At 74.6% G+C, this 20,209-nt stretch carries 18 protein-coding genes; 12 read left to right on the forward strand and 6 right to left on the reverse strand.

Annotated features, from left to right (window positions below):
• Window positions 1-134: 134 nt before the first annotated feature.
• On the reverse strand, window positions 135-1,175 hold the full coding sequence (trpD, locus tag ABZ340_RS31050; RefSeq protein ID WP_358785219.1) for an anthranilate phosphoribosyltransferase: 1,041 nt from the start codon (window positions 1,173-1,175) through the stop codon (window positions 135-137).
• 327 nt (window positions 1,176-1,502) lie between these two features.
• Here trpD and ABZ340_RS31055 point away from each other — a divergent pair, with 327 nt between their 5' ends.
• The gene (locus tag ABZ340_RS31055) at window positions 1,503-2,945 is read left to right on the forward strand and encodes a PLP-dependent aminotransferase family protein (protein WP_358785192.1); all 1,443 of its coding nucleotides are present in this window, start codon (window positions 1,503-1,505) and stop codon (window positions 2,943-2,945) included.
• 271 nt (window positions 2,946-3,216) lie between these two features.
• Here the strand turns inward: ABZ340_RS31055 and ABZ340_RS31060 are convergent, their stop codons facing one another.
• Window positions 3,217-3,810: an aminodeoxychorismate/anthranilate synthase component II gene (locus ABZ340_RS31060; protein ID WP_358785193.1), complete on the reverse strand. Its 594-nt coding sequence runs from the start codon at window positions 3,808-3,810 to the stop codon at window positions 3,217-3,219.
• Entirely contained in the window at window positions 3,807-5,285 is a 1,479-nt protein-coding gene (locus ABZ340_RS31065) for an anthranilate synthase component I family protein (protein ID WP_358785194.1), read from the reverse strand. The genes ABZ340_RS31060 and ABZ340_RS31065 overlap by 4 nt, the downstream gene beginning before the upstream one ends.
• Window positions 5,286-5,518: 233 nt before the next feature.
• Between ABZ340_RS31065 and ABZ340_RS31070 the strand changes: the two genes are divergently transcribed.
• The 11 genes from ABZ340_RS31070 to ABZ340_RS31120 all read left to right on the forward strand — a co-directional run bounded on the left by ABZ340_RS31070 (window position 5,519) and on the right by ABZ340_RS31120 (window position 17,392).
• Entirely contained in the window at window positions 5,519-6,487 is a 969-nt protein-coding gene (locus ABZ340_RS31070; RefSeq protein ID WP_358785195.1) for a TauD/TfdA family dioxygenase, read from the forward strand.
• 68 nt (window positions 6,488-6,555) lie between these two features.
• Window positions 6,556-8,136 carry an amino acid adenylation domain-containing protein gene (locus tag ABZ340_RS31075; RefSeq protein WP_358785196.1) on the forward strand — a complete coding sequence of 527 codons (1,581 nt, stop codon included), beginning with the start codon at window positions 6,556-6,558 and terminating at the stop codon, window positions 8,134-8,136.
• A 5-nt stretch (window positions 8,137-8,141) separates the two neighbouring features.
• The gene (locus ABZ340_RS31080) at window positions 8,142-8,780 is read left to right on the forward strand and encodes a 4'-phosphopantetheinyl transferase superfamily protein (protein WP_358785197.1); all 639 of its coding nucleotides are present in this window, start codon (window positions 8,142-8,144) and stop codon (window positions 8,778-8,780) included.
• An 88-nt stretch (window positions 8,781-8,868) separates the two neighbouring features.
• Window positions 8,869-9,213, forward strand: a complete 345-nt coding sequence (locus tag ABZ340_RS31085) for a winged helix-turn-helix domain-containing protein (protein ID WP_358785220.1) — start codon at window positions 8,869-8,871, stop codon at window positions 9,211-9,213.
• The gene (locus ABZ340_RS31090; protein ID WP_358785198.1) at window positions 9,210-9,446 is read left to right on the forward strand and encodes a hypothetical protein; all 237 of its coding nucleotides are present in this window, start codon (window positions 9,210-9,212) and stop codon (window positions 9,444-9,446) included. Before ABZ340_RS31085 ends, ABZ340_RS31090 begins: the two co-directional genes overlap by 4 nt.
• A 7-nt stretch (window positions 9,447-9,453) precedes the next feature.
• Window positions 9,454-10,218 carry a sensor domain-containing protein gene (locus tag ABZ340_RS31095; protein ID WP_358785199.1) on the forward strand — a complete coding sequence of 255 codons (765 nt, stop codon included), beginning with the start codon at window positions 9,454-9,456 and terminating at the stop codon, window positions 10,216-10,218.
• A 4-nt stretch (window positions 10,219-10,222) separates the two neighbouring features.
• Entirely contained in the window at window positions 10,223-11,029 is an 807-nt protein-coding gene (locus ABZ340_RS31100; protein ID WP_358785200.1) for an ABC transporter ATP-binding protein, read from the forward strand.
• On the forward strand, window positions 11,029-13,566 hold the full coding sequence (locus ABZ340_RS31105) for an FtsX-like permease family protein (protein WP_358785201.1): 2,538 nt from the start codon (window positions 11,029-11,031) through the stop codon (window positions 13,564-13,566). Before ABZ340_RS31100 ends, ABZ340_RS31105 begins: the two co-directional genes overlap by 1 nt.
• 372 nt (window positions 13,567-13,938) lie before the next feature.
• Window positions 13,939-15,489, forward strand: a complete 1,551-nt coding sequence (locus ABZ340_RS31110; RefSeq protein WP_358785202.1) for a tryptophan halogenase family protein — start codon at window positions 13,939-13,941, stop codon at window positions 15,487-15,489.
• A gap of 17 nt (window positions 15,490-15,506) precedes the next feature.
• The gene (locus ABZ340_RS31115; protein WP_358785203.1) at window positions 15,507-16,856 is read left to right on the forward strand and encodes a cation:proton antiporter; all 1,350 of its coding nucleotides are present in this window, start codon (window positions 15,507-15,509) and stop codon (window positions 16,854-16,856) included.
• A gap of 56 nt (window positions 16,857-16,912) precedes the next feature.
• A complete protein-coding gene (locus ABZ340_RS31120; RefSeq protein WP_358785204.1) occupies window positions 16,913-17,392 on the forward strand; it encodes a flavin reductase family protein in 480 nt (159 codons plus the stop codon).
• A gap of 7 nt (window positions 17,393-17,399) precedes the next feature.
• Here ABZ340_RS31120 and ABZ340_RS31125 read toward each other — a convergent pair whose 3' ends face one another.
• The 3 genes from ABZ340_RS31125 to ABZ340_RS31135 all read right to left on the reverse strand — a co-directional run bounded on the left by ABZ340_RS31125 (window position 17,400) and on the right by ABZ340_RS31135 (window position 20,139).
• Window positions 17,400-18,365 carry a winged helix-turn-helix domain-containing protein gene (locus ABZ340_RS31125; protein ID WP_358785205.1) on the reverse strand — a complete coding sequence of 322 codons (966 nt, stop codon included), beginning with the start codon at window positions 18,363-18,365 and terminating at the stop codon, window positions 17,400-17,402.
• Between the two features lie 596 nt (window positions 18,366-18,961).
• The gene (locus tag ABZ340_RS31130; protein WP_358785206.1) at window positions 18,962-19,912 is read right to left on the reverse strand and encodes an ATP-binding cassette domain-containing protein; all 951 of its coding nucleotides are present in this window, start codon (window positions 19,910-19,912) and stop codon (window positions 18,962-18,964) included.
• A 5-nt stretch (window positions 19,913-19,917) separates the two neighbouring features.
• Window positions 19,918-20,139 (reverse strand): MbtH family protein, encoded by a 222-nt coding sequence (locus ABZ340_RS31135; RefSeq protein WP_358785207.1) that lies wholly within the window; start codon window positions 20,137-20,139, stop codon window positions 19,918-19,920.
• Window positions 20,140-20,209: the final 70 nt, after the last annotated feature.

Raw genomic sequence — 20,209 nt, forward strand, 5'->3', positions numbered from 1 at the left:
GGCTCGCGGCGTCCGGTGCGTGCGACCGCAAGGCGCCGGAGCGCCCTCGTGGCGGAGCCACGTGGGCGTTTCGGCAACGCGGCGAGCGTGCGTGCCGGACGCCGCGAGCCGGGCGCCCCTTCTGTTCGGGACTCTCAGTGGCCGGCGGGGCTCCTCGTGCCGCTGGAGCGGCTGGTGGTGGCGCTCCGCCAGCGGTCCAGGACCGCCGCGGCGGCACCCGAGTCGACGGCCCGGGCCGCGCGCTCCAGGGCCGTCCCGATCCGCTCGGTGACCGGGCGCGCCGAAGGCTCCAGCGCGGCCAGGCCGGCCGCCGCCGACAGCAGGACCGCGTCCCGTACGGGTCCCCGTTCCGCCGCGAACACCCAGCGCGCGACATGGGCGTTGTGGGCGCGGTCACCGCCGCGCAGGGCGGTCGCCGGACTGCGGCGGACGCCGACGTCCAGCGGGTCGAACGTCTCGCGGCGCACCTCGCCGCCGGTCACCGACCACACGGTCGACGTCGTGCTCACCGTCAGCTCGTCCATGCCGTCGTCCCCCCGGAACACCAGCGCGGACACCCCGCGCCGGGCCAGGACCTCCGCGATCCGCGGGGCGAGGCGCGCGTCGGCGACACCGACCGCCTGGGCCGTCGGACGGGCGGGGTTGGTGAGCGGGCCCAGGGCGTTGAAGACGGTGCGGATGCCCAGTTCGCGGCGCGGGGCGGCGGCGTGCCGCATCGCCGGGTGGAAGGCCGGGGCGAAGCAGAAGGTGATGCCCGCCTCGTCCGCCACGGCCGGGAGGTCGCGCGGCCGGGTGTCCAGGGCGACCCCCAGCTCCTCGAGCACGTCCGCGGAACCGCACTGCGAGGAGGCGGAGCGGTTGCCGTGCTTGACCACCCGGGCGCCGGCGGCGGCGGCCACCACCGCGGCCATGGTGGAGATGTTCACGCTGTGCGAGCCGTCGCCGCCGGTGCCGCACAGGTCCAGGGTGGGGCCGGGCACGTCGAGGGGCTCGGCGTGCCAGTACATGGCCCGCACCAGGCCCTCGATCTCCTCGGCCGTCTCGCCCTTGGCGCGCAGGGCCACCAGCAGGCCGGCCAGCCGGGCGGGGCCCGCGTCGCCGGTCATCACCCGGTCCATGGCCCAGGCCGTCTGGCTGCTCGTCAGGTCCCGGCCGTCCAGGACCGTCTCCAGCAGCTCGGGCCAGGAACGGCGTCCGGGCCCGCGCTCCGCGGGGGCGGCGGTCGCCGGCGCGGCGGGTGCCGCGGGGGCGGGGACGGGCGGGAGGCCGGTGACCGGAGCCGGGGCGGCGGTTCCGGTCCGGGGCGCTGTCGCGGTGATTCGTGCCGGCACGGGGTTCTCCCTCCATTGGCGGTCCGCAACGATTCTGGGAGCGGCCGGCGAGGGGCCTCCAGACCGATCGGGAGGCGGAAAGGCGGTCCAATCGCCCCGCGGGGCCCCGGTGTCAGCGCCGGGTCAGGGAGCGGTCAGCACGGCTCCAGCGGCCCACGGTTGCCTGCGGCCATGTCCCTACACATGACCGTCGACGTCGCGCGGAACGCCGGGGAGTCCCTGACGTCGCAGATACAGCGGTTCATCAAGCGGGAGATAGCCGACGGAGTGCTGCACCCGGGCACCCGGCTGCCCTCGAGCCGTCGGCTCGCCGACGACCTGGACGTCTCGCGCAGCGTCGTGGTCGAGGCGTACGAGCAACTGGTCGCCGAGGGGTACCTGGAGGCCGCCACGGGCTCCGGCACCCGGGTCGTCGGCCGTCCGGGACACCGGCGGGCCGCCGGGCCGGCGCTGCTCGACGAGGGCCCCGGCGGGCGCCGGGCGACGGCGCCGGTGCAGTGGGACCTGCGGACGGGCGGCGACAACGTGCCGGACTTCCCGCGCCGCGAGTGGCTGCTGTGCTACCAGCGTGTGCTGGGGCCCGGGGGTGCGCGCGCCCGCGCGTGGAACGGCTATCCGCCGCCGGCCGGGGAGGCCGTGCTGCGCGCCGAACTGGCCGGGTACCTGGGGCGGGTGCGGGGCGTGCGGACCCGTGCGGAGCGCGTGCTGGTGGTGTCCGGCTTCGCGCAGGCGCTGGCGCTGCTGTGCACCGCCCTGGCGCGGACGGAGGGCGTGCGGGAACTGGCCCTGGAGGACCCCGGGCATCCGGGGCAACGGCGGTTCGTCGAGGAGGCGGGGGTGCGGGCCGTGCCGGTGCCGGTGGACGAGGAGGGCCTGGACGTCGACGCGCTCGCGGCGAGCGGGGTGCGGGCCGTGCTGGTCACCCCCGGGCACCAGTTCCCGACCGGGGCGGTGCTGTCGGCGCGGCGGCGGGACGCGCTGGCCCGCTGGGCGCGGGAGCGCGACGGCTGGGTGATCGAGGACGACTACGGCTCGGGCCTGTGGTACGACCGGGGAACGGCACCGCCCGCGCTGCAACGGCTCCTGCCGGAGCGGGTGCTGTACGCCGGGACGGTCAGCAAGACCCTCTCCCCCGCGCTGCGCCTGGGGTGGCTCGCCGCGCCGGAGCGGCTGTTCGGGCCCCTGCTGCGGGCGCGGGAGCGGCAGGACCTGGGGTCGGACGCGTTCAGCCAGCTGGCCCTCGCGGAACTGCTGGGCAGCGGGTTGTTCGACCGTCATCTCCGGCGGCTGCGGGAGCGGGCGCGGGAGCGGCGGGCGGCGCTGGACGAGGCGGTGCGGCGGCATCTGCCCGGGGCCCGGGTCCTGGGGCCGGCGACCGGGCTGCACGCGTACGTCCGGCTGAGCCGGTACGTGTCGGAGGAGAGGCTGGTGGCCGAGGCCCTCCGGAGCTCCGTGCTGGTGCGGGGCGGGTCGGCGTACCGCTTCGGCACCGGGCGGCCGGAGGCGCCCGCGGTGGTCGTGGGCCACGCCCACCTGCCGCGGGACGGGGTCGCCGAGGCGGTACGGGTCCTGGGGGCGGCGGCGAGGGTGGCCAGGCGGGTCCCTCGCGGCTGACCCGGCCTCCCGAAGCCCTGTCTCCCCCCTCCTGCCGCGGCCGGTCCCGCCACCCGTCCCGGCCGTCCCTTCCGCCCCCGGAGCGTCCCTCCGCACGTGCCCGGGGGCCGAGGCCGCGCACGCCCCGCGCGCTCGCCCCGCAGGCCCGGGGCCGTCCTTCCCTGGCGTGGTGGACAGGCTGGTCTCAGAGGCTCGCCCCGCAGGCCCGGGGCCCGTCCCCGCTCCCGCCCGGGTGGGTGGTCTCCGGGGCGGGAGGAGGGACCCCGGAGGTTCACGCCGTCGACGGCACGGGCGCGGCGTCGGCCATGCCCAGGAAGTTGGCCATCATCTGCAGGCCGCCCGTCGTCATCACCGACTCCGGGTGGAACTGCACCCCCTCCACCGGCAGGGTGCGGTGGCGCAGGCCCATCACGTAGCCGTGGTCGGTGGAGACAGCCGTGGTGACCAGCTGCCCGGGGAGGGGCTCGGACACGATCAGCGAGTGGTAGCGGGTGGCCTCCAGCGTGTTGCCCAGGCCCTGGAAGAGGCCGGCGCCGTCGTGCCGGACGGTGCTCGTGCGGCCGTGCATCAGCCGGCCGGCGACCTCGACGCGCCCGCCGTACGCCAGCGCGATGGCCTGATGGCCCAGACACACCCCCAACAGCGGGACACGCCCGGCGAACTCCCCGACCAGCTCCACGTGGCCCGAGTCCGCCGGATGGCCGGGCCCCGGCCCCAGCACCACCGCGTCCGGGCGCAGTCCCGCCAGCTCGCCGGGGGTCGCGGTGCGGGACCGGACCACGCGGGTGTCGGCACCGAGCGTGCGCAGGTACTGGTCGATGATGTGCACGAAACTGTCGTACGCGTCGATGAGCAGGACCTTCACTTCAGCAACTCCTCACCGGTCAGCGCCCAGTGGGCGGCGCCCATCTTGGCCAGGGTCTCCCGCCACTCCGACTCGGGGTCCGACTGGGCGACCACGCCCGCCGAGCTCTGGGTCGAGTAGCGCCGGCCGTCGTACTCCACCGTGCGGATGCACAGGGCCAGTTCGCTCCAGCCCCGTACGTCGACCAGGCCCACGGCACCGGCATAGGCGCCGCGCGCCTCGCGCTCCAGGCCGTCGATGATCTCCATCGCGCGGACCTTGGGAGCACCGGTCATCGTGCCCGCGGGGAAGGTGGCGCGGACCGCCTGCCAGACGTCGGTGCCGGGGGCGAGCGTGCCGCTGACGGTGGACACCAGGTGGAAGACGTGCGAGAACGTCTCCACGGCCATCAGGCGGTCCACCGGCATGGTGCTGTCCGTGCCGATCCGGCCGATGTCGTTGCGGCAGAGGTCGACGAGCATGATGTGCTCGGCCTGCTCCTTGGTGCAGGCGGCCAGTTCCTTGACGCGCCGGCGGTTCTCCTCCTCGTCCGCGCCGCGCGGCGCCGTGCCGGCGATGGGCCGCATCACGATCCGGTCGCCGTCGACGCGGAAGAACAGCTCCGGGCTGGCCCCGGCGAGGGCCGCCTCCGGCCCGCCGCCCGCGCGGGGCAGCAGGTACATGTGCGGGGACGGGTTGCGGGCCCGCAACCGCCGGTAGACGTCCAGCGGGGTGAGCGCGGTCTCCACGTCGATCCGGTGGCCGATCTGGATCTGGTAGATGTCGCCGACGCCGATGTGCGCGAGGCAGCGTTCCGCCCAGGCGAGGAAGTCCTCCCGGGTCAGCGTGGAGCGGACGCCGGCGGGCGGCGGGGCGTCGGGGACCGGGCCGGCCGGGGACGCCCCCGCGGCCAGGGCGGCGGCGTCCGGTCCCCGCCGGGGCGGGAAGGCGGGGCTGTCCGCGGTCAGCAGCGTCGCCGTGCCGGTGCGGCGGTCGTACCGGACCGTGTCCCGGAAGAGGGTGAGCGCGATGTCGGGGCCGCGGACGGCCTTGGTGCGCGTGGGCAGCTCCTCCATGTGCCACACCGACTCGTACCCGAAGGCGGTCAGGAAGCCGAAGGCGAAGCCGGACGCGGGCACGCCGGTCTCCAGGGCGAAGAGGCGCTGCGCCGCCGAGAGCAGCGCCCACACCTGCCCCGGGGCCGTGAACTCCAGCGCGTCGGACATCCCGGCCCCGCGGGCCCGCTCGGTGAGCGCGGCGACCAGGGCGGGAGCGCCGTCGATCTCCACGTGCCCGGCGTACACGCGCAGTTCGCACAGCCGGCCGTAGCCGACGACCGCGCCGTCACGGTCCTCCTCGTGCTCGCCCAGGTTCTCGAAGAGGTACACGTCGTCCGCGGTGCGCCCGGCGCGCAACCGGGCGTACAGCTCCAGCGGGTCGTGCGGGGGCAGCGGGGCCGTGCTGACCCGCACCGCGATCGGACTGTTGCCCGGCATGAGCGCCTCCCTGGGGCGTGTCGGTGGAATGTCCGCTCCAGCGCAACAGCGCACCCGCCCGGCGGGCCAGACCGATCGGCCCCCGCTTCGGCGGACCAATCGCCCGTCACCTGCGTCATTCACCGCTCGCTGAAGGACCTGGAGGCGCCGTGGTCCCGGAACCTAGGGTCGGTGCCGCTGCCGTGGACCTCGGAAAGGGAGTTGCGATGGATTGCGGAGACGGTGTGCGTTTCGTGGCCGGTGAGTTCCCGCCCACCGTGCTGTGCGAGCGGGCGGACCTCGACGCCGCCACCTGGGCGGCCGGGCACCGCGACGCGCTCGACGCGGTGCTGCGCGAGCACGGCGCGGTGCTGCTGCGCGGGTTCGGCGTGACCGGTCCGGACGCCTTCGAGCAGCTGGCGGGCTCGCTGGTGGACTCGCTGTACGGCGACTACGGCGACCTGCCGCACGAGAAGGACGCGGACCGGGTGTACAAGTCGACGCCCTACCCGGCGGAGCAGTCGATCCTCTTCCACCACGAGAGCTCGCACATGCCGCAGTGGCCGAGCCGGCAGTTCTTCTGCTGCGTGACGCCCTCCGCCCAGGGCGGTGCGACGCCGATCGTCGACGGCCGCGAGGTGTACGTGGCGCTGCCCGAGGACCTGCGGGCCCGCTTCGAGACGCTGGGCATCCGCTACGTGCGCAACTTCATCAAGGGCCTCGACGTGGGCTGGCAGCGGATGTTCGGCACGGACGACCGGGCCGAGGTGGAGCGCCGCTGCGCCGCCCAGCAGGTGTCCTGCGAGTGGCTGCCCGACGGGACGCTGCGCACCACGCAGTGGGCGCCCGCGGTGATCCGGCACCCGCTGACGGACGAGCCGGTCTTCTTCAACCAGCTGTTCCTGCACCACACGGCCTGCCTGGAGGAGGAGGTGCGGGAGCTGATGGTGTCGCTGTTCGGGGACGACCGGACGGCGTATCCGCGCAGCGCCTTCTTCGGCGACGGCACACCGATCCCGGACTCGGCGGTGGAGCTGCTGCGCGGTCTCTACGACGACCTGGCGCGCCGGTTCACCTGGCGGCGCGGCGACGTGGTGGTGATCGACAACATGCTCGTCTCGCACGGCCGTGACCCGTTCGGGGGCGAGCGCAAGATCATGGTCGCGATGGGCGACATGGTGACCCGCCGCGAGCTGGGCGGGACTTCGGCGACGGCCGCCTGACCGGCGGCCGGGCGCTGTCCGGACGGAGTGGACCAGCAGTGGACCAGCAGGGCAGGGAGTGACGGACGATGTCGACCTCGGTGCAGCATCCGAGCCTGGTGCGCGGCGACGTACGCGCGGTCGCGGCCGACTCGGTGGTTCATCTGGTGCGCGGGCACGCCCTGCGCAGACCGGATGCGGTCGCGGTGGAGAGCGGCGGCGCGCGGATGACGTACGCCGGTCTGTGGGAACGGGTCCGGGTGGTGGCCGCCGCGCTGACGGAGGCCGGGGCCGGGCCGGGTGACCGCGTCGTCGTCCGGGCGGACCGCACCGCCGGGGTGATCGCCGCCGCGCTCGCGGTGATGGCGGTGCGCGCGGTGTACGTCCCGGTGGATCCGGCCCATCCGGCGGAGCGGACGGCCGCGGTCGTGGCGGGTGCCGCTCCGGTGGCGCTGGTCCACGACGGGCAGGGGTTCGGGGACGCGGCGGCGGGGGCCCCGGCGGCCGCGGTGGTGGACGTCGCCGCGCTGCCGCGGACGGCGGGGGCGGGCGCCGCGCCGCCCGAGCCGCCGCTGCCCCGTCCGGACGACATCGCCTACGCCGTGTTCACCTCGGGGTCGACCGGGGTGCCCAAGGGCGTGCTGGTGGAGCACGCGTCCCTGGTCAACTACACCGGCTGGTGCGACACGCTGGTGGGCCGGTCGGCCGGCGGCAGTCCGCTCTTCGGCAGCCTGGGCTTCGACCTGGCGATGACGTCGCTGTGGGTGCCGCTGGCGCAGGGCCACCGGGTGGTGACGGTGGCGGGGCTGTGGGACCAGGAGACGCTCTTCGGCCCGCGCGGGCAGCGGTACACGTTCGTGAAGCAGACGCCCTCGCACGCCCGGTTCTTCGACGTGCTGGCCGAGCCGCCGCAGTACGGGCGGGTGACGCGGACCCTGATGTTCGGCGGGGAGGGGCTGGACCCGGCGCTGGTGCGTTCCCTGGCGCCGCGCCTGGCGGGCGTGCGGCTGGTCAACCACTACGGGCCGACCGAGACGACGATTGGATGCTGCGCGTACGTCTTCGACCGCGGTTCGGTGCCGGACACCCCGACGGTGCCGATCGGCACCCCGGCCTGGAACACCCGGGCCTACGTGGTGGACGAGTCCCTCCGGCCGGCCGGCCCGGGCGTGCCGGGCGAGCTGGTGGTGGCCGGGCGGGCGGTCGCGGCCGGCTATCTGGGCGGCGCGGGCGCCGGGCGGTTCCTCGACGAGGACGAGCTGGGCGCGGGCGGCGGTGGGCGCGCATACCGCACCGGTGACGTGGTGGAGCTGCGGCCGGACGGCACGCTGCTGTACCTGGGGCGGCGGGACGACCAGCTGAAGGTGAGCGGGCACCGGGTGGAGCTGGGGGAGCTGCGGCACCACGTGCTGGCGGTGCCCGGGGTCGCGGACGCGGCGTTCGAGGTGGTGCGCGGGCCGGTGGACACGCTGGAGGCGTTCGTGGTGCCGGCCGGACCGCGGCCGGAGCCCGGGGAGTTCGCGCGGCGCGTCGTGACGGCGCTGTCCGCGGTGCTGCCGTCGGTGCTGGTCCCCAACGAGGTGCACGTGGTGAGCCGGCTCGTCGTGAACGCGAACGGCAAGTGCGACGTGCGGGCCACCCGGGAGCGCCTCGGAGAGCTGACCGGGTAGGCGGGATGAGCGCGCCTTTCGCACCCCACCGGATCACCGTGGTCGTCACCGCGACCGACGGGCTGGGCGACGCCGCGTCCCGGGAGCGGGTCCTGACGGCGGCGGCCGGCGTGGTCGGTGTGCGGCGGCTGCGGCTGGGGCATGAGGTGAACGGCCGCCCGCACGTGTTCGGGCTGGGCGGCGGCGTTCACGTGAGTCTGAGTCACGGGCGGGGGGTCGCGGCGCTGGCGCTGACGGCCCTGGGCCCGCTGGGGGTCGACGTGGAGGTGGAGCGGCCGGTGCCGGCGCTGCGGATGGCGAAGCGCTGGTTCACGGACGGGGAGGCCGCCTGGGTGCGGGACAGACCGGAGGGCGAACGCGCCGGCGCCTTCTTCTGGTTGTGGACGCACAAGGAGGCGATGGGCAAGGCGTACGGGACCGGGCTCGGCCGGGGCGGGCTGTCACGGCCGGCGCCGCTGCCGGCCCGGTGGCCGGTGCGGGCCGCCGCGGCCGGGGCGGTGCGGCTGTTCCCGCCGGGTGCGGAGCCGGGGCTGACGGTGGCGGCGCCGTTCGTGCGTCCGGGTGTGACGCTGGCGGTGGCGGCGCTGGGGCGGCACACGCGGGGGGCTCCCGTCGACGTGTACGAGCGGTCATCTCCGGTGTAGGCGCGGCGGGTTGGGCAGCGATACCGGTTGACATCCCCGATAACACCTGTCAGATTCTTTTTACAGGTGGAGGAAGGGGGTGAGTGTCCTGACGAGTGAAGAGCTGCTGGCGCAACTCGCGGCCGTCGGCCATGCGCAACGGCTGCGCATCATCGGCGAACTGGCCGACGGACGCGTGCACGTGAGCGAACTGGCCCGCCGGCTCGGCCTGTCCCGGCCGCTTCTGTACATGCACCTGGAGCGGCTGGAGAAGGCCGGACTGGTCGCCGGCTCCCTGGAGTTGTCCGACACGGGCAAGGCGATGAAGTTCTTCGAGCTCACGCCCTTCGACATACACGTCACGCTGGACACCGTCCTCACCGCGCTCCGGGAGGACACGCTGCAATCCGCACGAGCGGACCGCGAGGCCGGGAAGAAGGGAACACCCATATGAACGGCGGCCTCATCGCCATCGTCATCACTCTGATCACCGTCGGCGGAATCAGCCTGAGCACGGTCGCCTACTTCACGCTGCAACGCCACCGCGCCGACGCCGTGGCCATGGCCGGCTACCGCAAGCTGGCCGAGGAGGCGGTGGCCAACCAGGCCGCGCTGCACGCCGAGCTGAAGGACCTGTCCGTCCGGGTCGCCTCCGTCGAGGCCCTGCTGCGCACCGTCGACGAGTGATGCCGCCATGACCACGACCCCGACCGCACGACCGGACGTGCCCCGCCCGTTAGCCGGTCTTCGCCCGTTACCCCTGCTCCGCTCGCCGGAGCCGTGGCGCGCGACCGCCTACCTCGCGGGTTACGTCGTACTCGGACCCGTCCTGTTCGCCTTCTGCCTGGCCGCCCTCCTCGTCTCGGCCGCCCTCAACATCACTCTCCTGGGGCTCCCCCTCCTCATCGGTGCCGCCGCCGTACTGCGCGGCGCCGCGCACGTGGAGCGGCTGCGTACCGCCCTGGTCGGCCCCCCGGTGCCGGCCGACTACCGCCCCGTCGAACCGGCCGGCGTGCTCGCCGCCGTCAAGGCGCGCTGGAGCGACCCGGCCACCCTGCGCGACCTGCTCTACCTCGTCGCCCTCTTCGTCCCGCTGCTCCTGCTCGACGTGGTGGCCCTGCTCCTGTGGCTCACCACCCTCGCCCTCGTGCTCTTCCCCGCGTGGTACTGGACCGTCCCCGACGGCAGTGCCCTGGGCCTGCTGCGCGTCGACAACCTCCCGCTCGCGCTCCTGGTGACGGTGGTCGCCTGTGGGTGCGCCCTGCTCACCGTCTGCGCGGCGGTCGGCGCGGCCCGGCTGCACGCCGCCATCGCCCACAAGCTGCTCGGACCACGGACCGATCCGCTGGCCGCCGCCAAGCGGCTGCTGGCCGAACCCGGTCCGCTCTCCGGTGCCGCCGAGGCGCCGGCCGCCGAGCCCCGGACCTCTTCCCGTCTTTCCAGTCACTCAGGGGGATGACCACATGAACACCGCTTCCGCGCCCGCGGCGCACCCGGCACCCGGCGACGACGTGGTCCGGCTGACCGGCGTCAGCCGGACCTACGGCGGCGAACGCAACCGCGTCACGGCGCTCGACCAGGTGTCGATCGGTTTCGCGCGCGGTACCTTCACCGCCGTGATGGGCCCCTCGGGTTCCGGCAAGACCACGCTGCTCCAGTGCGCCGCGGGGCTCGACCGGCCGTCCGGCGGTTCGGTGGTCCTGGACGGGCAGGAACTCACCGGGCTCGACGAGAAGCAGCTCACCCGGCTGCGGCGGGAGCGGATCGGCTTCGTCTTCCAGGCGTTCAACCTGCTGCCCGCCCTCACCGTCGCCGACAACGTGGCGCTGCCGCTGCGCCTGGCCGGCCGCAAGCCCGAGCCGGGCAGCGTGGACCGGGTGCTGGAGCGCGTCGGCCTCGGCGACCGCAAGAAGCACCGTCCCGGCGAGCTGTCCGGCGGTCAGCAGCAGCGGGTCGCCATCGCCCGCGCGCTGATCACCCGGCCCGCGGTCATCTTCGGCGACGAGCCCACCGGTGCCCTCGACACCCGCACCGCCCTGGAGGTGCTGCGGCTGCTGCGCGAGTCCGTGCACCAGGGCGGCCAGACCGCCATCGTCGTCACCCACGACCCCGTCGCCGCCTCGCACGCCGACCGCGTCGTCTTCCTCGCCGACGGGCGGATCGTGGACGAACTGCACGGCGCGTCCGCGGACCGGATCGCCGAGCGCATGACCCACCTGGGCGCCTGGGGCGACCCGGCGGGCCGGTCCTACGCGGAAGGCGCCGTGTGATGTTCGGGCTCGCCCTCCAGACCCTGAAATTCCGCAAGGGCGGATTCCTCGCCTCCTTCGTGGCGCTGTTCTTCGGCGCCACCATCCTGGTGGCCTGCGGCTCCCTCCTGGAGACCGGCGTGCACAGCGCCGTACCGCCGCAGCGGCTGGCCGCCGCCCCCGTCGTGGTCACCGGTGAGCAGACCTTCGACGGGGACGCGCTGCCCGAGCGGTCCCGGGTCGACGCCGGCCTGGCCCAGCGACTGGCCGCGCTCCCCGAGGCCGGCCGGGCACTGACCGACGTGTCGTTCCCGGCGTCCGCCCTGACCGGCGGGGACGCGCCGGAGCGCGATCTGACCGGGCACGGCTGGTCCTCCGCCGAACTCTCCGGCGCACCGCTCGCCGACGGGGCCGCGCCCCGCGCCCAGGGCGAGACGGCCCTGGACCGGCGGCTCGCGGACCGGCTCGGCGTCGGCACCGGCGACCGGCTGACCCTCGCCGTCGGCGGCGGCAGCGAGCAGCTGCGCGTCACCGGCGTGCTGCGCCCGGCCACCGGCACCGACGCCGCGTTCTACGTCACCGACGCCGAGGCGGCCCGGCTCGGCGGGGTGCGGGGGCAGGCCGACGCGATCGCCGTGCTGCCCGCCGAGGGCGTCTCCACCGCCGAACTCGCCGACGCCGTCGGCAAGGCCCTGGCCGGCACTCCGGCGCGCACCCTGACCGGCGACGCCCGCGGCGAGGCCGAGTTCCCCGACGCGCTCGCCGCCTCCACCCGGCTCATCTCGATGTCCGCGGTGTTCGGCGGCATCGCCGTGATGGTCTCCGTGTTCGTGGTCGGCTCCACCCTCGCACTCCTCGTCCAGCAGCGGCTGCGCGAGATGGCGATGCTGCGGGCCATCGGCTCGCTGCCGGGGCAGATCCGCCGCATGGTCGTCGGGGAGACCCTGGTCATCGCCGCCGGCGCGACCCTGCCGGCCCTGGTCCCCGGCTGGTACGCGGGCCGCTGGATGCTCGGCCTGCTCGCGGACGGCGGCGTGGTCGCCCCCGAGATCGCCTACCGCGCCGGATGGGTGCCCATGGTCGTCGCCGCCGGGGCCTCCGCGGCGGCCGCGAGCGCCGCCGCGTTCATCGCCTCCCGGCGCGCCGCGCTGGCCCGGCCCTCCGACGCGCTGGCCGAGTCCGCCGTGCAGAGCCGGTGGCTGTCCGGGCCCCGGCTGCTGTTCGCGCTGCTGTGCCTGGCCGGCGGCACCGCGCTCGCCCTCGTCACCGCCCTGGTCATGGACGGCCCGCTGGCCGCGGCCACCTCCGGCCCCGCGGCCATGCTGTGGGCCGGTGGCATCGCCCTGCTGGGCCCCGGCATCACGCGGGTCCTCACCGCCCTGCTCCAGTGGCCGCTGCGCGCGCTGTCCGGCTTCCCCGGCCGGCTCGCCATGGACAACGCCAAGGCCCGGCGCATCCGGCTGGCCGGCGCGGTCACCCCCGTGATGCTGGCCACCGGCCTCGCCACCGCGCTCCTCTACATGCAGACCGGGCAGGCCGAGGCGTCCAAGGACGCGGAGGCCGCCCTGATCGGTGCCGACGCGGTCGTGGCCTCGTCGGTGGACGGGCTCGACCCGGCGCTCGTGGACCGGATCTCGGCGCTGCCCGAAGTCTCCGCGGCCTCGGCGTACGCGTCGGGCGAGGCCTTCATCGTCCAGCCGCTCCCGGCCGACGAGGACCCGGACGAGGAACCCGACACGGTCGAGCTGACGGTCCGCGGCGTCTCCGCCGAGGGTGCGGCCGGCACGCTCACGCCGCGGCTCACCGAAGGCTCCTTCGAGCAGCTGCGCGGCGACACCGTCGTCCTGCCCACGTCGCTGACCGGGGACGCCGGACAGCACGTCGGGGACACCGTGAAGATGGTGCTCGGCGACGGCACCCGGCTGCCCGTGAAGGTCGTGGGCTCCTACGAGGCACAGCCCGGCTTCGAGATCGCCTTCCTGCCCTCGGAGCTGGCCGTCGCGCACACCGACACCGGTCTCGTCCCGCAGATCCTGGTCTCCGGCGAAAAGGGCACCGGCACCGGCGAGTTGCTCGCCGCCCTGCGCGGCCTGGCCGAAGACGGGCCGCCCGGTCTCGTGGTCGCCGGCCGGGCCACGCTGGAGGACTCCGCCGACGACAACGCCACCAGCACCTGGATCAACTACCTGCTGGCCGGCACCATCATCGGCTACGCCGTGATCTCGCTGGTCAACACCCTGATCGTGGCCGCGGCCGAGCGGCGCCGCGAGTTCGCGCTGCAGCGGCTGGTGGGGGCCTCCGAGGGACAGATCATGCGGATGATGACGGTCGAGTCGGTGCTCGTCGCCCTGCTGGGCACCCTGCTCGGCACCTTCGTCGCCATCGCCACGCTGGCGCCCTTCGGGATCGGGCTCGACGGCTCCTGGATGCCTCGCGGCCCGGTCTGGATCTACCTGTCCGTCATCGGCTTCGCGGTCCTCCTGACGCTGGCCGCCACCCTGCTGCCCACTCGCTTCGCCCTGCGCGACCGCCCGGCCGAGGTACTGGCCGTCGCCTGAGCCGCCGCGGCGCCGGCCCCCGGCCCGCGCCGCGGCCCGGGGCGGGTCATCAGGCGATCCGCCCCGGCGCGCCGGCCGTCCTCACATTCCCCCGCGGGACGGCCGGCGTCGATCCGAGCCGCCGTGCCCGGACCCCTCCACGGGTCCCGGCACGGCGGCTCTCCGCTTTCCGCGAGGGGTTTCGCGAAGAGGTTTCCGCGAGGGGTTTCCGCAAGAGGTTTCCGCGAGGGGGCGGAACACCGCACTCCGGAAATCCCGCGGAATTTCACGTGCGATTTTCATTCCACACTTAATGGCATACCCGCTCCCCTCCCCCCTGCCTAGTCTCAATCCTTGTCGGAGTTCTTCTGATAACCCTGACAGGGGGCGAACATGCTCAACCGAATCGTCATCGTCGGCGGCGGCACGGCAGGCTGGATGACGGCCTCGTACGTCAAAGCCGCGTTCGGCGACCGCATAGACGTCACGCTGGTGGAATCCGGCAATGTCGGCAGCGTCGGCGTGGGAGAGGCGACGTTCAGCGACATCCGGCACTTCTTCGAGTTCCTCGGACTCAAGGAGAAGGACTGGATGCCGGCCTGCAACGCCACGTACAAGCTGGCGGTGCGTTTCGAGAACTGGCGGGAGAAGGGCCACTACTTCTACCACCCCTTCGAGCAGATGCGGTCGGTCAACGGGTTCCCGCTGACCGACTGGTGGCTCCAGGAAGGCCCCACGGACCGGTTCGACAAGGACTGCTTCGTGATGAGCTCCGTCATCGACGCGGGCCTCAGCCCCCGCACCATGGACGGCCGGCTGATCGACCAGCCCTTCGACGAGGGCGCGGACGAGATGCAGGGCCTGACCATGTCGGAGCACCAGGGCAAGACCCAGTTCCCCTACGCCTACCAGTTCGAGGCGGCGCTGCTGGCCAAGTACCTGACCAGGTACTCCGTCGAGCGGGGCGTCAAGCACGTGACCGACGACGTCCAGCACGTCTCGCTCGACGAGCGCGGCTGGATCACCGGCGTCACCACCGCCGAGCACGGCGAGCTCACCGGTGACCTGTTCGTCGACTGCACCGGCTTCCGCGGGCTGCTGCTGAACAAGGCGCTCGAGGAGCCGTTCATCTCCTACCAGGACACGCTGCCCAACGACAGCGCGGTCGCCCTCCAGGTGCCGATGGACATGGAGAAGCGGGGCATCCTGCCGTGCACCACGGCCACCGCGCAGGACGCCGGCTGGATCTGGACGATCCCGCTGCTCGGCCGCGTGGGCACCGGGTACGTCTACGCGAAGGACTACCTCTCCCCGGAGGAGGCCGAGCGCACCCTGCGCGCGTTCGTCGGCCCGGCCGCCGCGGACGTCGAGGCCAACCACATCCGGATGCGGATCGGCCGCAGCCGCAACTCGTGGGTGAACAACTGCGTCGCGATCGGCCTTTCCAGCGGATTCGTGGAGCCGCTGGAGTCCACCGGCATCTTCTTCATCCACCACGCCATCGAGCAGCTGGTCAAGAACTTCCCGTCCGAGGCGTGGGAGAGCACCCACCGGGACCGGTACAACAGCGCTGTCTCCCACGTCATGGACGGCGTGCGGGAATTCCTCGCGCTGCACTACGCGGCGGCCAAGCGGAACGACACGCAGTACTGGCGGGACGCCAAGACCAGGAAGCTGCCCGACGGGCTCGCCGAGCGCCTCGAGTCGTGGCGGACCCAGCTGCCGGACAGCGAGAGCATCTACCCGTACTACCACGGGCTGCCGCCGTACTCGTACATGTGCGTCCTGCTGGGGATGGGCGGCATCGAGGTGAAGCCGTCGCCGGCCCTGCGGCTGTCCGACAGCACGGCCGCCCAGCGCGAGTTCGCCGCCATCCGGGACAAGGCCCGCAGTCTCACCGAGACGCTCCCGAAGGCGTACGACTACTTCAGCTCGCTGGCCTGACGGTGTACGCGGCGCAGATGGCCGCGGCGCTGGCCGCGGTCCTGGTCCTGGCCCTTCTGGGCCGGGCGGTCGCCCGGCTGCTGCGGCAGCCGGAGGTCGTCGGCGAGGTCGTGGCGGGGCTGCTCGCCGGCCCCGCCGTGCTGGCCCTGCTCGGGCGGGACGGCTTCGACGCCGTCCTGCCCGGCCGGGTGCTGGACACCCTGGAGCACGTGGCGAAGGCGGCGCTGGTCCTGTTCCTCGTGGGACTGGCGCACGAACTGGGCGGAGCCGGGCGGGCGGCGGGCGCCGGCTCCGCGCCGTCCGCCCGCCCGGCGGGCGGCACGGGGGTGACCCGGCGGGCGGCCGGCTGGGTCACCGCCGGCGGGCTCGTACCGACGCTGCTCGCCGGGGCCCTGCTGACCGGGTGGGTGGTGGCGTACGAGGACGACGCGGTGCGCGGCGACGCGCCGGTGGCGGCCCTGACCCTGATGCTGGCCGTGGCCCTGTCCGTCACGGCCGTACCCGTCCTCGCCCGCATCCTCACCGACCTCGGCATGGAGGACACCAGGGCCGGGCGGCTGGCGCTCGCCGCCGCGCTGGTGATCGACGTGGTGTGCTGGCTGCTGCTGACCGCCGCCGTGGCGCTCGGCTCGGGCAGCGCCACCGGCGTGCTGCACGCGGGCGCCGCGCTCGCCCTCGGGGTGGCGGGTGCCCTGTGCCTCAGGCAGGGGCTGCGCACCCACATGGCGGCGCTGCTGCTGCGGCGGGCCCCCGCGGTCGCCACCTGCCTGCTCGCGGCGTCCGCCCTGGTGATCGCCTTCACCATGGAGGAGCTCGGGATGACGGCGATCCTGGGCGCCGCGCTGGTCGGCTTCGCGGTCCCCGGCGACCGCTCCGCCCCCTGGGCACCGGCCGTCACCCGGATCGCGCGGACCGGCCGGCTCTTCGTGCCGGTGTTCTTCGTGGTGGCCGGCGTGACGGTACTGACCGACGCGTCGATGGCGGTCTCCTGGACGCTGATCGGGCTCGTGCTGGTCCTCGGCACGCTCGGCAAGGTCGCCGGCGGCTACGCCGGCACCCGGATGGCCGGCGGGGACCGCGGGGAGTCGGCCCGGGTCGCGGTCCTCCTCAACACCAGGGGCCTGACCGAACTCGTCATCATCCAGGCCGGCTTCAGCGCCGGACTGCTCACCCCGCCGCTGGTGCTCGCCCTGATCGTGATGACGCTGGTCAGCACCGCGGCGACCGGTCCTCTGGTACGCCTTCTCGACCGTACGGCCACGCCTGCCGCGGCCCCCGCCCGCGCGGGCACCGCGACGCCGGCGGCGACCGTGCCCCTTCCCACGGAAATTCCCACGGAAATTCCTACAGAAAGCGGAGTGCGATGAGCGAATCGGCCATCCGAACGCCGGCGGCCGTGGCCCCGGACGAGTTCCGTTCTCTGATGAGCGGCTTCCCCACCGGTGTCTCCGTCGTCTCGGCGACCGGCCCACAGGGGGTGCCGCGGGGGATGACCTGCTCGTCGGTGTGCAGCGTGTCGGTGGAGCCGCCGGTGCTGCTGGTCTGCCTGCGGGACGAGAGCCCCACCCTCGACACCGTGTTGCGCTCGGGCTCCTTCGCGGTGAACCTGCTGCACGCCGGGGCACGCGAGTGCGCGCAGCTGTTCGCCTCGGGCAACCCCCACCGGTTCAAACTGGTGCCGTGGGAGTGCGACTCCCTGGCGGCCGGACCGCACCTGGTGGCGGACGCGCACACCGTGGCCGACTGCGAGGTCGTCCTCACCCAGCGGATGGGCGACCACGTGACGGTGTACGGCGAGGTCCGCCGGGTGACCGGCAGGGCCGAGCGGGAACCGCTGCTGTACGGACTGCGGCGGTTCCACTCCTGGCCGCCCCCGGAGGGCGACGGCGCCACCGGCCGGTGACGCCGCGTCAGCTCGCGGCGGACTCCATCGGGAGCTCCGCCGCGAGCTCGGCCGCGAGGCCCTCGGTGACCGCCAGCCGGCCGGTGAGCAGCGCCATGCCGAGCGGGGTCACCGTGTGCACGACCCGGTTCCGCATCCGGCGGGTGGTGATCAGGCCGGACTCCCGCAGCACCGCCGTGTGCTGGCTGGCTCCGGCGGAGGAGATGCCCAGCCGGTCGGCGAGCTGGCCGGTGGAGCAGGCGTCGGTCAGCTCCCGCAGGACGGCCGCCCGGGTCTGGCCGACCAGCGCGCTCAGCGCCTGGACGCTCGTGTCGGGGCCGCCCCACAACTGCGCGGGCCGGGTGGTGGCCGCCGGCGCGGGGAACACCAGGGCGGCCATACCGGTCTCCCGCTCCGACCGCACGACGAGACCGGCGCGGCCGGGCAGGAACACGGTGGGGCACAGCAGCAGCCCGCGTCCGTCGAGCCGTACCGTGCGGTCCGGGCCCTGGGCGTCGTGGACTTCGAGGACGGGTGCCCGCCAGGTGATCCGTGGGTGGAGGGTCGCCAGCAGCCGCTCCACTCCCCCGGTCATCGAGATGCGGCCGCGTGCCTCGCACTCGGCCCGCAGGCGCTCCGCGATGCGGTCCCAGTACGGGGCGACGCCGGTCCGCCACACCTCCAGGGCGAGACGGCCGGCGTCGGGGCTGGGCAGCGCGGGGGCACCGGCCGCCCGCTCGGCGTCGGTCGTTCTCTCCAGCAGGTACAGCAGGCCGTCCGGTGCCCCGGCCGACCGCAGCTGCCGCGTCCGGAGCGTTCCGGACGCGGCGCGGCCGTGCAGCCGTCCCAGGACCTCGCTGCGCCAGCGCGCGTAGTCGGCGTGGCCCGAACGGGACAGCACGCCCAGCGCGAGGATGCCCTCGGCGACGGGGCCCAGAGTGCTCCGCAGGTGGGTGCGGGCCAGGTCGGACGTGGTGAGGTGGATTCGGATCATGGCATGTCCCCCGCTGGTGGTTGAGGTCCGGGACCGGACGGGCCGCCCCCCTGGGGGCGGCCGTCGTGTTCGCCCGGTGACGGCTCCCGGCCCGCCGTGTCCGCGCCCCTGGGCGGGACCGCCGACGGCCGGGCGCCACCGGCTCCGGTGCCCGCGGCGCCGGATCACCGGACGGGCCGGTGGTGCGGGCGCCCGCGGCGGCGACCGCTCGGTGCCTCCCGCTGCCGCGGCACCGGACCGCCCGGCGGCCCGTACGCCCCTCCGGCCGGGGTGCGGGGGGTGTCGTACGGAACGGGCCTGATCCGGGCGGCGGTGCCCCGCGGCCGACCGCGGCACGGTCCGGACGGCGCCCCCAGGGCCTTCCGTCCGGATCAGGCCGGATCAGAGAGCGGGGCCTGGCCCCGCGAGCCCGGCCTGATCCGGGCGAGAGGCCAGGGGGCTTCTGACGGATCTCCGTGGAAGAAGGAGCGGCGTTCGGTGCGTGCTCTCGGTGTGCGGGGCGGAGGGTCGTGTGGCGGAGCCACCTGGCTCTCCGCCCCGTGCGGCGAGAGGGCGTGCCGGGCGTCGCGACGCCGCGGAGATCCGTCAGAAGCCCCCTAAGTGCCGGCCGTGTCCCCGGTGAGGTGGAGGAAGACGTCGTCGAGCGTCGGCCGGCGCAACCCGAACTCACCGACCTCGAGTCCGGCGGCGCGCAGCGCGGCGGCGGCACCGGCGACCTCGTCCAGCCCGTCCACGACCCGGACGGTGACGGCGCCCCGCTCCTCGTCGACACGGGGTTCACCGGCCGTGACCGGCGCCAGAGCGGCGACGGCGTCCGGCAGCCGGGTGCGGTCGGCCAGCGTGAACTCCAGCCGCGCCTGCCCCACCTTGCCCTTGAGCTGGTCGGCGGTTCCCTCCGCGATGACCGCGCCGGCGGCGATCAGCACGATCCGGTCGGCGAGCTGGTCGGCCTCCTCCAGGTACTGGGTGGTCAGCAGGACGGTGACGCCTTCGGCGACCAGGCCGCGCACGGCCTTCCACAGCAGGATGCGGCTGGCCGGGTCCAGGCCGGTGGTGGGTTCGTCGAGGAACAGCACGGCCGGCCGTACGACCAGGCAGCTCGCCAGGTCCAGGCGGCGCCGCATGCCGCCCGAGTACGTGCGCACCGGCCGGTCCGCGGCGTCCTGGAGGGCGTACTCCGTCAGCAGCTCGTCGGCGCGGCGCCGGGCGGCCGCCCGGCCGAGGTGCAGCATCCTGCCGATGAGCACCAGGTTCTGCCGCCCGGTCAGGAGTTCGTCCACGGCCGCGTACTGGCCGGCCAGCGCGATGCGGGCACGTACGCCCCGCGGGTCGCGCACCACGTCGTGCCCGGCCACCCGCGCGCTGCCCCCGTCCGGGGGCAGCAGGGTGGACAGCACCCGGACGGTGGTGGTCTTGCCGGCGCCGTTCGGCCCGAGGAGGCCGAGTACGGTGCCGGCGGGCACGGCCAGGTCGAGGCCGTCGAGCGTCGTCCTGCCCTTGTGCTGTTTGCGCAGCCCCGTCGCCTCGATCGCCAGTTCGCTGCTCATGGGCGTCAGCGGCTCGGGCCGGCGGTGCTCCGCTCACGCAGGCTGAGTGGGCGCAGGTCGGTCCAGTTGCTCTCCACGAACGCCACGGCGGCGTCGCGGGTACCGGCCTCCATGGCGACCGTCCACCCGTCGGGGACGGTGGCGAAGGCGGGCCAGATGCTGTGCTGGCCCTCGGTGTTCACCAGGACCATGAAGAAGCCGTCCTGGTCGTCGAAGGGGTTGCTCATGGCGCACGCTCCGTTTCGGGGGTGTGTCGGTGGGGCGGGACGCGCCCGCAGGGGTGTCACGGCGGTACGT

The organism is Streptomyces sp. NPDC006134, from assembly GCF_040628835.1.
In the GTDB taxonomy this organism is placed as follows: Bacteria; Actinomycetota; Actinomycetes; order Streptomycetales; family Streptomycetaceae; genus Streptomyces.

Bases quoted from the DNA above. Each gene is read 5' to 3' on its own strand.
- ABZ340_RS31055 (WP_358785192.1), top strand. From the start codon at position 1,503: ATGTCCCTACACATGACCGTCGACGTCGCGCGGAACGCCGGGGAGTCC.
- ABZ340_RS31065 (WP_358785194.1), bottom strand. From the start codon at position 5,285: ATGCCGGGCAACAGTCCGATCGCGGTGCGGGTCAGCACGGCCCCGCTG.
- ABZ340_RS31075 (WP_358785196.1), top strand. From the start codon at position 6,556: ATGTCGACCTCGGTGCAGCATCCGAGCCTGGTGCGCGGCGACGTACGC.
- ABZ340_RS31080 (WP_358785197.1), top strand. From the start codon at position 8,142: ATGAGCGCGCCTTTCGCACCCCACCGGATCACCGTGGTCGTCACCGCG.
- ABZ340_RS31090 (WP_358785198.1), top strand. From the start codon at position 9,210: ATGAACGGCGGCCTCATCGCCATCGTCATCACTCTGATCACCGTCGGC.
- ABZ340_RS31095 (WP_358785199.1), top strand. From the start codon at position 9,454: ATGACCACGACCCCGACCGCACGACCGGACGTGCCCCGCCCGTTAGCC.
- ABZ340_RS31100 (WP_358785200.1), top strand. From the start codon at position 10,223: ATGAACACCGCTTCCGCGCCCGCGGCGCACCCGGCACCCGGCGACGAC.
- ABZ340_RS31105 (WP_358785201.1), top strand. From the start codon at position 11,029: ATGTTCGGGCTCGCCCTCCAGACCCTGAAATTCCGCAAGGGCGGATTC.
- ABZ340_RS31110 (WP_358785202.1), top strand. From the start codon at position 13,939: ATGCTCAACCGAATCGTCATCGTCGGCGGCGGCACGGCAGGCTGGATG.
- ABZ340_RS31115 (WP_358785203.1), top strand. From the start codon at position 15,507: ATGGCCGCGGCGCTGGCCGCGGTCCTGGTCCTGGCCCTTCTGGGCCGG.
- ABZ340_RS31120 (WP_358785204.1), top strand. From the start codon at position 16,913: ATGAGCGGCTTCCCCACCGGTGTCTCCGTCGTCTCGGCGACCGGCCCA.
- ABZ340_RS31125 (WP_358785205.1), bottom strand. From the start codon at position 18,365: ATGATCCGAATCCACCTCACCACGTCCGACCTGGCCCGCACCCACCTG.
- ABZ340_RS31130 (WP_358785206.1), bottom strand. From the start codon at position 19,912: ATGAGCAGCGAACTGGCGATCGAGGCGACGGGGCTGCGCAAACAGCAC.
- ABZ340_RS31135 (WP_358785207.1), bottom strand. From the start codon at position 20,139: ATGAGCAACCCCTTCGACGACCAGGACGGCTTCTTCATGGTCCTGGTG.